This window comes from Mycolicibacterium vinylchloridicum (assembly GCF_013404075.1).
Taxonomy (GTDB): Bacteria; Actinomycetota; Actinomycetes; order Mycobacteriales; family Mycobacteriaceae; genus Mycobacterium; species Mycobacterium vinylchloridicum.
Window position 1 is genome coordinate 25,766 of record NZ_JACBJQ010000012.1, and the last position, 13,682, is coordinate 39,447.

Below are 13,682 nucleotides of genomic sequence, written 5' to 3' on the forward strand. Positions count from 1 at the left end.
ACTCCCTTGAATCATCGGCGGACTGTCCGGCATACCCAGGAACCGGCGATACCAAATCTATGCGCAGGGGTTTGTGACTGTCGCGACAATTTGGCTCACGGAGTTGCGCCGTGGCCGCGGTGCCCCTTGGTGCGGCGCCGTTGCTTCATCTCGGCCTCGAACACGTGCCGCTGGCCGCCCATCATCTGGTCACGCACGGTGCGCTCATGGTCGCGTAACACCGACCAGTAGTTGTCGTCGAACTCTTCGACGACCTGGAAGGTCCAGCGACCCTCGAGGACGTTGCGGCCGACGAGCTCGGTGCTCAGCACCGCGGCGATGTCGGGGTGGCCGGAGTCCCGCAGCTTGTCGCAGGTCTCGCCGAGCAGGAGGTCGGCATGACCCATCAGCTGGTGAAAGGAGTAGAGGTGACCCCGTGCCCGCTCGACGTACTCCAGCGCCTCGGACAGTGATCCGACCGCCTCGACGGTGTCGTCGTCGACGCCGTCGGGTCGCCGCCCCAGGAGCTCGTCACCGCTCATAGGCTTCCCTCGCCGGACCGGGTGTATCGCAGGTATACGTAGTCGTCCACCGTCACGACGTGGCCCAGTGTCATGCGCGCGGGCGCGGTGAGCGCGTGCGCTCCCGGGCGGTCGATGGCGGCGGTGGCGGCCAGGGTGGGGGAGATCGTCAGGCACATCTCGTCGACGAGGTCGTTGGCCACGAGTTCGTCGAGCAGGGTGGGGCCGCCCTCGCACAGGATCCGGCGCATGCCGCCGGCCTGCAGAGTGCTTATCGCGGCGGCGACGTTGACCGCGGTGTCGCCGGCGATCACCAGGTCGGCGTGGTCGCGCACTTCGGGGTGGGCGTGCGCCAGGTGCGCGGTGGTGATCAGGATGGGTCGCTGCTTGGGATTGGCGAACAGTGCTGCGGGCAGGTGACCGGTGTGGGTCACCACCGCGATGGGCGGGGCGGACTCGAGGCCCCAGCGTTCCCAGCGCTCGACGCACTGGTCGGCGGTCAGCCGGACCGGGCCGTAGCCTTCGGCGCGCACGGTCCCCGCCCCAACCAGCACCACGTCGGCGAATCCACGCAAGGCCAGCAGCAGATTCTGATCGTTCGTATCCGACAGCGGCCCCGCTCGTCCGCCGAATGCGGCCGCACCGTCCAGCGACATGATCATGTTGACTCGGACCCCGTCGGGTGGGTCACGGTAGAGCGGCACCAGTTCGTCGAAAATCATCGGCGCTCGATCAGCGCGGCGATCGGTGAGTCGCCAAGGTGTTCGCACAGATCCTGGGCATCGTCGAAAATGGCTGCCGCTCCAGCGCTTTCGAGCTCACCACGCGACACGCCGCCGGATAGTACGGCGATGCAGGGGACCCCGGCGCGAGTGCTCGCCTCGACGTCCCAGACGGTGTCGCCGACGAACACGGCGTGCTCGGCGCTCACGCCGGCCTTCTCGAGAGCGACGTTGACGATGTCGGGCCTGGGCTTGGCCTGTTCGACGTCCTCGGAGGAGGTGATGGCTGATACCAGGTCATCGCACGACAGGGTCGCGAGTAGCATCGCCAGTTCGTTCTCCGGCGCCGACGTCGCCAGCACGACCTGCAGCTTCGAGTCGGCCACCTGTTGCAGCAGCTGACGTGCGCCGGGCAGGGCCGCCAGCAGCTCAGCGCTGGCCTCGTAGTAGCAGGTGTGTAAGTCCTTGAGCCGCTTCTGCACATCGTCGTCGGCACCCTTGGAGAGCTTGTCGACCAGAGTGGAACCGTCCATCCCGATCGAGCGGTGGATGTGCCACGCCTCGACGGGCAGACGCGCCTCGTGGAAGGCTCGTTGCCAGGCGTGAACGTGCAGGTAATTCGAGTCGACGAGGGTGCCGTCGATGTCGAAGAGCACAGCGGGCCGCGGGTCCATGGGCTGGGGTATACCCGTTTGCGTACGCCGAAACATTTTGTCTATCAGGTGCTTCAGCAGTCGCAGAACGCTCAGGACTCGGGTGTGTCCACGCCTTCGTCGGCAATGGCGCCGTCGTCGTCGCCCTCCTCGGGTTGCCAGGCATCGACGCCGATCGTGATCATCCGCAGTTGCTTGACGGCCGTGCGCTTGATCTCGTCGAGTGCGGCCGCGTCGTGGGCGTCTTCGATCGCCTCGGCGATGATGATCATCGAATTCACGAACAGGCTGGCCAAGATGTTGAGGTCTTCGGTACTCCAGGTGTTCAGACCGGGAAAGCGGGCCAGGTCGGTAGCCAGCTCCGAGGTGATCAGCCGGATCTCGGTGCGGATCGCATACCGCAGCACCGTCACACCGCTGGACCGTTCGCGCCCGATGAACCGCCAGTGCTCGCGCTGTTCGGCCACCCCGGCGACCAGGATCTCCACCGTCGACTCGATCACCCGGTTCGGGTCCAGCTTCCCCGCGCGAGCACTGCGCAACATCTCCCGCAGCGTGCGGAACGACTCGTCGATGAGCACCAGGCCGAGGGCTTCCATCGACTCGAAGTGCCGGTAGAACGCGGCGGGCACGATACCCGCCTCCCGGGTGACTTCGCGCAGGCTGAGACCGCTGAAGCTGCGCTCGTCCAGCAGCTTCAGCGCGGCAGCGATGATCGCCCGGCGGGTGGCCTCTTTGCGCTCCTCGCGCGAGGGCGTCTCCCGCGAGCGAGACCTGCTCGAGCGCTCACGGCGTGAGCTCGGCGTACGACTGTTCACTGTTGTGAACGCTACCACACTCTGGCCAAATTCCTTGACGACGTGCACTTTCACCAGGAACGGTATACATATGTTCACTCAAACTCTGACCAAGAAGGTGCTCCGCTCGCCGCTGGTCGATCTGCTCACCGGTCCGCATGGCGTCGACCGGTACACCGAGCTGGTGGACCCGACCTGGACCACTGACGCCAGGGCCAAGGTGGTCGACGTACGACGGACCACCCCGCGCAGCGTCACCCTCCTCCTTGCCCCGAATGCGGCCGTCGCCGGCTACCGCGCCGGCCAACACCTGAACGTGACGGTGGAGATCGACGGCCGCCGCCACACCCGCTGCTATTCGCCGGCCGGCGCCGAAGGCTCGCCGCTCATCGAGCTGACGATCGGCTGCCACGACGGCGGCCTGGTGTCGGGCCACCTCTACCGGCACGCCCGCCCCGGCATGGTCGTCGGGCTCTCTGAACCGGCAGGCGACTTCGTGATGCCCGACCGCAGGCCCCGGCGCATTCTGTTCGTCTCCGGCGGCAGCGGGATCACCCCGGTGATGTCGATGCTGCGGACCCTGCATGCCGAGGGCTTCGACGGCGACGTGGCCTTCATCCACTACGCCCGCAAGCCGGAGGAGGCGTGTTACCGAGCCGAGCTCGCGGCCATGCCGTACCGGGTCCTCCACGGCTACACCCGCTCGCCCGGCGGCGAGCTCACCGGCCGCTTCGGTCCCGAGCACCTGCAGGCCGCCATGGTCGATCCTGACGCGGTGTACGTCTGCGGACCACCGGCTCTCGTCGAGGCGGTGCGGGAGCACTGCAGCGAAGTCTCGGCCGAAAGCTTCGTCCCGATGCCGTTCGTCGCCCCGGATTCTCCGTCGGGCGGTCGAATTACCTTCCGGGACAGCGCAATCGACACAGAAGACGACGGACGTCCCCTGCTGGACCAGGCCGAGGACGCCGGGCTGAACCCCACCAGCGGATGCCGGATGGGCATCTGCCATACCTGCACCCGCCGCAAGCATCGCGGCGCCGTGCGCAACGTGACCACCGGCGCGGTATCGACCGCCGACGAGGAGGACGTGCAGATCTGCGTGTCCGTTCCCGTGGGCGACGTCGAGATCGCGTTGTGAGACGAAAGGGAAAACCATGACCCCCCAACACATCACACTGACACCCGAGCAGGCCGACGAGTTCGGCCGCGAACTCGACGCCATCAAGGAACGGGTGATCGCCGACCTCGGCCAGACCGACGTCGACTACATCCGCCGGGTCATCAAGGCTCAGCGCGCCATGGAGATCGGCGGCCGCGCGCTGCTGATGGCCGGCATCTTCCCGCCGGCCTGGCTGGCCGGCACCGCGCTGCTCGGGATCTCGAAGATCTTGGACAACATGGAGATCGGCCACAACGTCATGCACGGGCAGTACGAGTGGACCGGCGACCCTGCGCTGGCCGGCCGCACCTTCGAATGGGACACCGCGTGCCCGGCCGACCAGTGGCGGCACTCGCACAACTTCTCTCACCACACGTTCACCAACATCGTCGGCATGGACCGCGACATCGGTTACGGCATCCTGCGGATGAGCCCCGACCAACGCTGGCGGCCCTACTACTTGGGCAACCCGGTGTATGCCTTCCTGCTTATGGTGCTGTTCCAGTACGGCGTCGCATTGCACGAGCTGGAGACCGAACGCATCCGCTCCGGCGCGATCTCGCTGTCCGACAAGCGTGAGGTTCTCCGCGAGATCTGGCACAAGACCCGTCGCCAGCTGCTCAAGGACTACGTCGCCTTTCCGCTGCTGGCCGGACCGGTCGCGCCGTTCGTGTTCACCGGCAATCTGACGGCCAACCTGATCCGCAACGTGTGGTCCTACGCGATCATCTTCTGTGGTCATTTCCCGGATGGCACGCAGGAATTCACCGTCGAGGAGACCCGCAACGAGTCTCGTGGTCAGTGGTACTTCCGGCAAATCCTCGGCTCGGCCAACCTGACCGGCGGCAAGCTCTTCCACCTGCTGTCGGGCAACCTGTCCCACCAGATCGAGCACCACCTGTTCCCGGATGTGCCGGCGCGCCGCTACGCCGAGATGGCCCCGCGTGTTCGCGAGGTGTGCGAGCGTTACGGCGTGCCGTACAACGCGGGGCCGCTGCCCAAACAGTTCGCCACCGTGGTGCGCAAGATCGTCAAGCTGGCGTTGCCGACCAGGCAGCGCCAGGAGTCCGACGAACTGGTCGCGGCCGCCTGATCACTTCGGCTTGGTCAGGTCGTACACATCGTCGTCGCCGACCTGGATCGCGGCAAACGTTGCGGTGACCCAGTCGGTGAGGCCGGTGTGACTGCGATTGCCTGCCGGCCACCCGCCGGGTTTGCCCCGCCAGTCCTTCTCGACGATGTAGTACGTCACCTGGCCATCGGAGACGTCAGCCTTGAACTGGCCGAGGCTGGGAACCGGGTCTGCCCCGGTGAATCCGCCGATCGCCATGACCGCAGTGCCGCTTGATAATTCGAGACCGGCTGCCGTCGACGATCCGACCACCGCCGCCGACCACTTCGTCCTGGTGGCCCGCAACAGATTGGCCAGCTGCGGATTGTCCTGCGTCTCGTCGAATCCCGCTCCAAAGCCGGTCTTCGGCCGCGACGGACCTACCGTCGGTCCGCCACCGCGATGTGCCGCGCCGAGCGTGGCCATCGCGTAGGCAGTCGGGCCGGCCAGCATCGCAGCGACCCCCAGTGCGGCGGCGGCCAGCGCGACTCGGCGCCTGCTCGGCGCCGACACCGCGAGCGTGACCGCCGCCAGTACGGTGCAGGCCAGGATCGTCCATCGCAGCGCGGGCAGCCAATCCCCGTTGCGGCCCAGCACAAACCAACTCCAGATCCCGGTCACCGCAATCAGCGCGGTCAGACCGATACGCCCGAAGCGGGATTGGCGGCGCACCCACATTTCCTGGGCACCGATCGCCACCATGCCGGCCACCGCGGGCGCCAGCGACAGGCAGTAGTAAGGGTGCACCATGCCCTTCATGTAGCTCAGCACCAGGCCGTCGACGATCAGCCATCCGCCGAGCAGCAGCGCGCCCGCACGGACTGTGTCGGTGCGAGGGGCTCGCCCGCGGGAGATCAGCACGAGCACGAAGGCGAGCAGTGCCGCCGGAACCAGCCAGCCGACCTCGAAACCGAACTCGCCGGCCAACAACCGGCTCAGCCCCTCCTTCTGGCCACCCATACCGCCGAACCCGCCGAGGTGACGCAGGCCGTCGCCGACGGAGTTACCGAGCGGATCGCTGGGGCCGAAGTTCATGTGGTTGTGCCCGAGTACCCGGGCAAACCCGTTGTAGCCCAGCACAAGATCCATGAAGCTGTTGTCCGTCGAACCGGCGATGTACGGGCGCGACGAGGCCGGCCACACCACCGTCAACACCACGAACCAGCCGGCCGACACTCCGAACGCCGCCAGTGCGCCGAGCAAGTGCAACACCCGTGTCCGCAGCGTCGTCGGTGCGGCGATGAGGTAGACCACCCCCACGGCCGGCACCACCATCAGCCCTTCGAGCATCTTGGCCAGAAACGCGAACCCCAGCGCGACGCCCGCCCAGGCCAGCCACGTGCCGCTCGCCCGGTCGAGCGCGCGCACGGTGCAGTAGGCGGAGACCATCATCAGCAGGACCATCGCGGCGTCGGGGTTGTTGAAGCGGAACATCAACGCGGCCACCGGCGTGAGTGCCAGCGCGGCAGCCGCGAGCAGCCCCGCACGCGGGCCGCAGATGCGTGTCACCGCCGCATAGAGCAGCGCGACCGTCGCCACCGCCATGAGTGCCTCGGGAATCAGCATGCTGGCACTGCTGAAGCCGAACAGCTGGCCCGACAATCCCATCACCCACTGGGACACCGGCGGCTTGTCGACGGTGATGAAATTGGCCGAGTCGAGCGAACCGAACAGCAGCGCCTCCCAGTTCCTCGAGCCGGCCTGAGCGGCGCCGGCGTAGAACTGGTTTCCCATACCGTTGACGGTGATGTTCCACAGGTACATCACGGCGGTGCCGGTGAGCAGCAGCACCAATCCGGCGCGGTCCCATCGCGACGGGCGGGCTGGGGTTGTGGCAATCTCGGTGGCGTCCTGCGGCAGCGGGGTTTGGAACGTCGTTGTCACAACACCTATTGACCCACTTATGCCTGACTGTTGACTGTAAGGAAACTGGCGGCGCTGTTGCCGAGCTGGCATCTGACTGTTATTGCTTGCTGCTCGTACGGACGGGCTCGGTGTGTCACGGTCGACGCTGTGGGCGCCACCGTCGTGAGAAAGACCGACAGCCAGCTAGCGGCCCGGTGTGCGGCCGTGGCTTCGATCGGCGCAGCCGTCATCCATGTCGCCGTGGTGCCGATGCACTGGACAGACTGGCTGCCGTCAGGGGTGTTCTTCGCCGCGATCGCGGCGTTTCAGCTGGTTTGGGGATTTCTCGCATGGTCGCGACCGACGCGAATACTGCTCGCCGCCGGCGCCGCGGCCAATCTCGGTTCAGCTGCGTTGTGGGTTATGTCCCGAACCGCGGGTGCCCCGTTCGGCCCCAACGCGGGAGTGCCCGAGGCGGTCGAGGCGGCCGGGATAGCGGTCCTGCTGCTTCAGTGCTACGTGATCATGGGTGCGGGGTGGGCATTGCTTCGGCGCTACCGGGGAGACGAGATTTCAGGTCTCGGGCGAGCCGTGGTGTTGTTGGGAGCCAACGCCGTGATGGCAGGTGCGGTCACGGTTGGCCTGGCGTCCGGCCTCCAGGGCCAACACCATCACCACGGCGGCCCGGCTGAGGCAGAACGGGCGCCGGGCCACCATGCTGATGTGACCGACCATGATCTCCAGGTGGTGCCTGTGGCTCCGCCGGGACTACCGGTGACTGACATGAGCCTGAACACAGCCGGTGATCATCATTCGGAATCCCCGGCCCCGGCGGAGGCCGACGGTCACCAGCACAGCCATGGCGACTGAGAACTGATCAACTCACCGCTCAATGGGCGTGTTCGAAGAGGACCAGGGTGTGCACCAAGGAGCCATCGACGAAATAGGCCCGACAGTCGAAGTGGTCGGACAGCGTCGAGCCGACTTCGGTGGGCGTACTGATCACACCCGAGACGTTCAGCACGGTGATGCGGGATTCGTCGATGTCTTTGAGGGGTTCCTCGAGGGTGAGCGAGAACAGATCTCGGCCGTCGACGTCGAGGGCGCTGGCCTCAGCCCGTACCTCGGAGAAGTGCGACGTCGACGGAGATAGCACCTTCTCGAGCACGTCGCGTTGGCAACGCTGCTGAGCGGACTGTTCGGCTGTAGGACCGGCGTCGTCGGCTTTCCACAGCCGCAGCGCGCCCGTGGTGATGGCAACGGCGACGATGGCCGCGCCCACCAGGACAAGGGCGGCGAACAGCACGAGTCGGCTTCTGCGCCGTATGTGATTCCCAGGGTTGTCGACCATCGCCCTCCTGCCCGTCGCACCGCGAGGCTCTGCTCGCGGACGATACGCGATGACGGATGTGGGTCCTCGATTCGGCGCAGTCTGCCCACTTCTTCGTCAAATCTTTATGGAAGGCATATGGGGGCCATACCGGCGCCGGGGCAGATTCGGGCCTGTCCTGGGTCAGAACCACGGCTGGGGTTGGGATACAACGTGATTGCGCTACCGATCGCTGCGGGCGTGAAGTGGTTCTCCGTAGTAACTACGTATTCGGCTACTGTCGAGCTCAGTAGTTAGCGCGTGGTGGTGACGCCTCTCGCCGGGAGGGCCGGTTATCGTGAGGCGGAGAAAGGGGTGGCGCGGCCAATGACAGGCGCAGTTCTATGGACAATCGGCGGCCTTCTCGTCGGGGTGTTCTCGCCGCCACTGCTGCGCCGCGGGATGCGGCGGAATGTCGACGCGGGACTGTTGCTGACCCTTTGGGCGATCCCGGTATGTCTCGCGGTGTCCGCGATCGCAGTGCCGCTCGTGACCAAACTCGCTCACGGTTGTTGGCTACCGCCCGATTCCGGCCTGCCGCATTGGGTAAATTCCGTCGCGGCGTCGCTCAGCGGCACGGCAGTCGTCATCGCCGTCGTTCGGGGGACGTGGCAGCTGGGTAGCACCGCACTCCGCCGTCGCCGTGTTCACGCGCGACATGTCGAATTGGCGTGGCTGCTGACGGGAAAGGCGCCACAGCCGCGCTCGGTTTTGTGGCTGCCGACGCCGGAGCCGCATGCTTATAGCCTGGCGGGCAACCCTCCTCTCGTTGTGATGAGTGAGGGAGTCCGCAGGTGCTTAGGGCAGGCCGCGGTGAGCGCCGTCGATACCCACGAACGGGCGCATATCCGCAGGCGTCACCATTTGTTCATGGCGGTGGCGCAGGCGCTCTCCGCGGGCCTCGGCTGGTTGCCTCTGACGCGGCAGTCGCCCTCGTTGGTACGGACCCTTATCGAATTGGATGCCGATGCCCAAGCTGCCCGAGTTCACGGCACGTGGCCGGTTCGGCAGGCAATCCAGGCTCTCCAGCACACGGCCGCACCGGCCGTCGCGCTCGGGATCGCCGGTGAACGTGCGCAGTTGCGGTTAGCACGCCTGACAAAACAGACTCCTGATGGCACGACGCGCCGATCGCGATCGGCGGCAGCGGTTGCGATGATGGCGGCGACGGCATTGGCGTTGTGCGCGTTGACAGTTGGTGTCACCCTTGCGTCGTGCGGACCCTGAGCAGTGATCTGATACGGCGAATATTGGACCGCCCGATGAGAGTTGAGGATCTGCATGAGGGTTCGAGGATTCGGCGAGTTGGAAGCCACCGTCATGGCGAGGGTCTGGGATCGCGACCCCTATACCATCACGGTACGTGAGCTCTTTGACGAGCTCGCTGCCGAACGGCGGATCGCCTACACCACAGTGATGTCGACGATGGACAATCTGCATGCCAAAGGTTGGCTTGACCGGGAGAAAGACGGTCGCGCATACCGGTACTGGGCGGTCATGACCCGCGAAGAACACACCGCGAGCCTGATGCGTGAGGCACTCGAAGGCGGCGGGCGCCCCGAACTGGTGCTCGCTCACTTTGTCGAACAGATGGACGCTGAAGCGTCGGAGGGCCTACGGACGGCGTTGCGGCGCAGGGCAAAGCGAACGGGTAAGCCGAACCAGAAGTAATTTTGTCCAATCCGACACGCCCACAGGGGCGATCGTTACTCAAGTGATACGAGATGCGGGTGTGAGTGCCTGCTCTGCACTGCTACGGTACCGAAATACGTAGTAACTACGTACTAAGTAAAGCAGTATCCGTGAGATGCAAATCGGTTCTGCCCGCGCAGCAATGTCCTTCTTGTCGTCGCTGCGTGGGCACGCGCAACAGCAGAGCGAGGACGTGATCGAAGATGCTTCACCGACTGATGCGGCTGATCTGTCTCTTGTTCGCAGCGTTGTTCCTGCAGCCGTCCATTCCTGCTGCCGCGGATCCCGGCTCCGTGGCGTGGGATCCCTTGCTCCCCAACGTCGTCAGTGCTGGAGCGCCGGGTGACCCGTTGGCGATCGCGAACGCATCACTTCGGGCGAGCGCGTCCGCCCTGCAGACCACTATGGACCTCGGTCGGTCCTTCCTGCAGAGTCTCGGCTTGGCCGGTAGTGACACCAACGTCGTGCCCGCCGCTGGTAGACGCGTCTCCGGAAGTCAGGCGATCGAATACGTCATACGCCGTGCCGGCACCCAAATCGGTGTTCCGTATTCATGGGGCGGCGGAAGCCTCAACGGCCCGAGCAATGGGATCGACTCCGGAGCCGGCACAGTAGGTTTCGACTGTTCAGGGCTCACCAGGTACGCGTACGCCGGTGTGGGTGTACTTCTGCCCCGATGGTCGGGTGACCAGTACAACGCGGGCCGCAAGATCGCCCCATCGCAAGCCCGGCGAGGGGATCTACTGTTCTGGGGACCGGGGGGAAGTCAGCACGAGGCGATATACCTTGGCGGCGGCCAGATGCTGGAGGCTCAGCAGACTGGGGTGCCGGTCAAAATCTCTCCCGTGAGAACGGCGGGGATGACGCCGTACGTGACCCGCATCATCGAGGGCTGATGCGCTGTACGTCGCCGGGCTGACCCAAGGTGGGCTCACCTTCGCACGCCGAGCGTGCGGGCTGTCGAGATGTTGACGACGAATTTCACCGATAGCCCACACGTTCGGAGCAAGACGGGCAGGCCGAAACCGCTCACCACCGGCGGGTTGTGGTTCTTTGCCAAATCTTCACAGAACGACTAGGGCAGCCCTATCGAACCTGGGAAGTCTGGAAGGCGGACCCGAATGGGTGATCGGACGAAAGGATGTGCTGTGAAGCAGGCAAGGATTGTGGCGACCGGGGCGGCTGCATTCGCCGTGGTGTTCGCCGTCGGCGCGTGTAGCAACCCCGTAACCAAGGAGGCGACATCGTCGGCGCCGGCCACGGCCCAAACCTCGCCGTCGGCTTCGGCAAGCGCGCACAACCAGTCCGACATGATGTTCGCCCACATGATGATTCCGCATCATCAGCAAGCGATTGAGATGAGCGACATCATCGTGGCGAAGCAGGGCATCGACCCGCGGGTGATCGACCTGGCCAAGCAGATCAAGACCGCGCAGGGTCCGGAGATCGACCAGATGCAGGGTTGGCTGAATCAATGGGGCATGTCCGGAATGCCGGGGATGAACAACATGCCCGGGATGCACGGCTCCGATACCGCCACCGCGTCCCCGACCACCATGCCCATGCCGATGCCCAGCGGTTCGATGATGCCGGGTATGCCCGGAATGGGTGACATGCCGGGCATGGACGGGATGATGTCGCCGGCCGACATGCAGGCGTTGCAAAACGCCCAGGGCGTCGAGGCCAGCAAGTTGTTCCTCACCCAGATGATCAAGCACCACCAGGGCGCGATCGCCATGGCGCAGGACGAGATCAGGAACGGCCAGTTCACCGACGCCATTGCGTTGGCCAAGTCGATCGCCACCAGTCAGCAGAAGGAGATCGACGCCATGAACCAGATCCTGAGCTCCCTGTAGGGGAGTCGCAGTCGGGACGACGACGCGTCAGGCGGGTTCGTGTTGATGGAGCCGTGCGACGGTCAGCGGCTGATCAGGGACCGACACCGTGAAGGTGGTGCCGGCTCCCTGTCCGGGGCTGGTCACGGCGATAGACCCGCCGTGGGCCTCGGTCAAGGCCTTGGCGACCGCAAGTCCGATACCGGAGCCGCCCCGCCCGCGATTGCGTGCGGAGTCGACGCGATAGAACCGCTCGAAGACGTGCGGAAGATGCTCAGCCGCAATGCCTTCGCCGTCATCGCGCACCGTGAAGACCACTCTGTTGTCCGCCCTCTCGGCGGCGAGAAGAACCTGTCCTCCGGCCGTGGTGTGGCGTAATGCATTGTCCAACAGATTGCTCAACACTTGTGCCAGGCGTTGACGGTCCGCCCACAGGCGGATCCCTTTGCCCACCACGATGCTCAACGCGACGTTCTTGGCGGCATAACGGTCCGCCATCGCGGCACTGACTGTTCGTGCGACATCACCGGCCTCGATCCACCCCGGGTTGATGGTGGCGTGAGCTTCTTCAGCCTGGGCCAGGGCGGCGACGTCGGCTGAGAAGCGCACCAGACGACCGGTCTGCTCACGCAACATAGCGATGGTCGGCTGATCCAGGGTTTTCACGCCGTCCTCTACGGCTTCCAGATATGCCTCAAGCACGGCTACCGGTGTGCGGATCTCGTGGGCAAGATCACCGAACAGCTGGCGCCGGGTTGATTCCACCGCTTGCAGACGATCTGCCATCTTGTTGAAAGCGGTTGCCATATTGTCGAATTCGCTGCCGAGACGAGGTGGTGCGACACGTATGTCATAGTGTCCCTCCGCGATCGCTGATGCTGCGGCAGACACCTCTGCGATGGAATGCTGCAGGCGCCGGCTCAAGTAGACGGTGACCACGAGCGCGGTAAGGGCGGCCACCGTGATCGCGACCCCGATGGAGAGCGCCGTCGCGTGCTGGTAGGCCTGCTCGGCGTGATATTGCTCGTTGGAATCATGGGCGACGCCGGCCATGTGCAGGTGTTCCCGGAACAGCGGCGGCCCGACCATCGACGCGACAACCCACGTGGTCACACCGCCGGCGACCAGAACCAAGCTCTGGGCGAGCAGCAATCGCCGACGCATGCCGAAACCGGTGGGCGCGATCATTGGCCGGATCCCATCCGGTAGCCAACGCCGCGCACCGTCAGTACGAACCTCGGCTCGGTGGGATTGTCGCCGAGTTTGCGCCGCAGGTGCCCGATGTGGACATCGACGAGGTGGTCGTTGCCCACCCAGGGTTCGCCCCACACGGTGTCGATCAGTTGTCGGCGACTCCACACCACGCCCGGCCTCGACGACAGAGCCGCCAGAATGTCGAACTCGGTGCGGGTCAAGGGAATCAGTTCCGCGTCGAGGAACACCTGTCGGCTGGGCACATCGATTGTCAACGGGCCGAACATCCGCGGCGGCAGCTCGGCGTCTGCCGTCCCGCCACCCGGCGTGACGGGTGCACTCACCGAACGGGGCCGGCGCAGCATCGCCCGGATCCGAGCGACCAACTCCCGCGGACTGAAGGGTTTGGTCACGTAGTCGTCTGCACCGACCGACAACCCGACGATGGTGTCCACCTCGGTGTCGCGGGCGGTGAGCATCACCACGTAGGCGTCGGAGAACGTCCGCAACTGTCGGCACACTTCCAGCCCGTCGATACCCGGCAGGCCGAGATCAAGCACCACCACGTCCGGGTCGACCTGCCGGGCCACCGCCAGGGCGTCCACCCCGGAGTGACTCACTGTCACTTCGAAGTGCTCGCGCTCCAAGTAACTGGCGACAACTTCCGCCAACGGCTTCTCGTCATCGACGACCAGGGCTCGGTAGCCCAGGTCAGCATCGCGCGGTGCCGCCTGGGATTTGAGATCCATACCTTCATCGTGCCGCGTTGCCGCGACCAGGTCAGGTCTTGAGTGAATCTTCACAG

General features: G+C 65.4%; 15 protein-coding genes. 7 read left to right on the plus strand and 8 right to left on the minus strand.

Annotated features, from left to right (window positions below):
• Positions 1 to 95: 95 nt before the first annotated feature.
• From HPC46_RS12330 to HPC46_RS12345, 4 genes are all read right to left on the minus strand, one after another.
• Entirely contained in the window at positions 96 to 521 is a 426-nt protein-coding gene (locus tag HPC46_RS12330; protein ID WP_179470151.1) for a hypothetical protein, read from the minus strand.
• Positions 518 to 1,222, minus strand: a complete 705-nt coding sequence (locus HPC46_RS12335; protein ID WP_179470153.1) for a pyrimidine reductase family protein — start codon at positions 1,220 to 1,222, stop codon at positions 518 to 520. Before HPC46_RS12335 ends, HPC46_RS12330 begins: the two co-directional genes overlap by 4 nt.
• Positions 1,219 to 1,896: an HAD family hydrolase gene (locus HPC46_RS12340; protein ID WP_179470155.1), complete on the minus strand. Its 678-nt coding sequence runs from the start codon at positions 1,894 to 1,896 to the stop codon at positions 1,219 to 1,221. Before HPC46_RS12340 ends, HPC46_RS12335 begins: the two co-directional genes overlap by 4 nt.
• 71 nt (positions 1,897 to 1,967) lie before the next feature.
• The gene (locus HPC46_RS12345) at positions 1,968 to 2,693 is read right to left on the minus strand and encodes a TetR family transcriptional regulator (RefSeq protein ID WP_325096644.1); all 726 of its coding nucleotides are present in this window, start codon (positions 2,691 to 2,693) and stop codon (positions 1,968 to 1,970) included.
• 70 nt (positions 2,694 to 2,763) lie between these two features.
• On the opposite strand from HPC46_RS12345, the gene HPC46_RS12350 reads away from it, so the two are divergent.
• Positions 2,764 to 3,810, plus strand: coding sequence for a ferredoxin reductase (locus HPC46_RS12350; RefSeq protein WP_179470159.1), 1,047 nt, complete (start codon positions 2,764 to 2,766; stop codon positions 3,808 to 3,810).
• Positions 3,811 to 3,826: 16 nt separating this feature from the next.
• Positions 3,827 to 4,924, plus strand: a complete 1,098-nt coding sequence (locus tag HPC46_RS12355; RefSeq protein WP_179470161.1) for a fatty acid desaturase family protein — start codon at positions 3,827 to 3,829, stop codon at positions 4,922 to 4,924.
• Here HPC46_RS12355 and HPC46_RS12360 read toward each other — a convergent pair whose 3' ends face one another.
• The gene (locus HPC46_RS12360; RefSeq protein ID WP_407665493.1) at positions 4,925 to 6,826 is read right to left on the minus strand and encodes an ArnT family glycosyltransferase; all 1,902 of its coding nucleotides are present in this window, start codon (positions 6,824 to 6,826) and stop codon (positions 4,925 to 4,927) included.
• Positions 6,827 to 6,955: 129 nt separating this feature from the next.
• Between HPC46_RS12360 and HPC46_RS12365 the strand changes: the two genes are divergently transcribed.
• The gene (locus HPC46_RS12365) at positions 6,956 to 7,657 is read left to right on the plus strand and encodes a hypothetical protein (RefSeq protein WP_179470164.1); all 702 of its coding nucleotides are present in this window, start codon (positions 6,956 to 6,958) and stop codon (positions 7,655 to 7,657) included.
• 19 nt (positions 7,658 to 7,676) lie between these two features.
• On the opposite strand, the gene HPC46_RS12370 is transcribed toward HPC46_RS12365, so the two are convergent.
• On the minus strand, positions 7,677 to 8,093 hold the full coding sequence (locus HPC46_RS12370) for a hypothetical protein (protein ID WP_325096645.1): 417 nt from the start codon (positions 8,091 to 8,093) through the stop codon (positions 7,677 to 7,679).
• Positions 8,094 to 8,483: 390 nt separating this feature from the next.
• On the opposite strand from HPC46_RS12370, the gene HPC46_RS12375 reads away from it, so the two are divergent.
• From HPC46_RS12375 to HPC46_RS12390, 4 genes are all read left to right on the plus strand, one after another.
• Positions 8,484 to 9,383, plus strand: coding sequence for a M56 family metallopeptidase (locus tag HPC46_RS12375; RefSeq protein WP_179470168.1), 900 nt, complete (start codon positions 8,484 to 8,486; stop codon positions 9,381 to 9,383).
• Positions 9,384 to 9,437: 54 nt separating this feature from the next.
• Entirely contained in the window at positions 9,438 to 9,827 is a 390-nt protein-coding gene (locus HPC46_RS12380; protein WP_179470170.1) for a BlaI/MecI/CopY family transcriptional regulator, read from the plus strand.
• A gap of 224 nt (positions 9,828 to 10,051) precedes the next feature.
• The gene (gene ripB, locus HPC46_RS12385) at positions 10,052 to 10,744 is read left to right on the plus strand and encodes an NlpC/P60 family peptidoglycan endopeptidase RipB (protein WP_179470172.1); all 693 of its coding nucleotides are present in this window, start codon (positions 10,052 to 10,054) and stop codon (positions 10,742 to 10,744) included.
• 252 nt (positions 10,745 to 10,996) lie between these two features.
• On the plus strand, positions 10,997 to 11,704 hold the full coding sequence (locus HPC46_RS12390) for a DUF305 domain-containing protein (RefSeq protein ID WP_407665494.1): 708 nt from the start codon (positions 10,997 to 10,999) through the stop codon (positions 11,702 to 11,704).
• Between the two features lie 27 nt (positions 11,705 to 11,731).
• On the opposite strand, the gene HPC46_RS12395 is transcribed toward HPC46_RS12390, so the two are convergent.
• Together HPC46_RS12395 and HPC46_RS12400 are read right to left on the minus strand one after the other, a co-directional pair.
• Positions 11,732 to 12,871 (minus strand): sensor histidine kinase, encoded by a 1,140-nt coding sequence (locus HPC46_RS12395; protein WP_179470176.1) that lies wholly within the window; start codon positions 12,869 to 12,871, stop codon positions 11,732 to 11,734.
• Entirely contained in the window at positions 12,868 to 13,626 is a 759-nt protein-coding gene (locus HPC46_RS12400) for a response regulator (protein WP_179470178.1), read from the minus strand. The genes HPC46_RS12395 and HPC46_RS12400 overlap by 4 nt, the downstream gene beginning before the upstream one ends.
• Positions 13,627 to 13,682 lie beyond the last annotated feature (56 nt).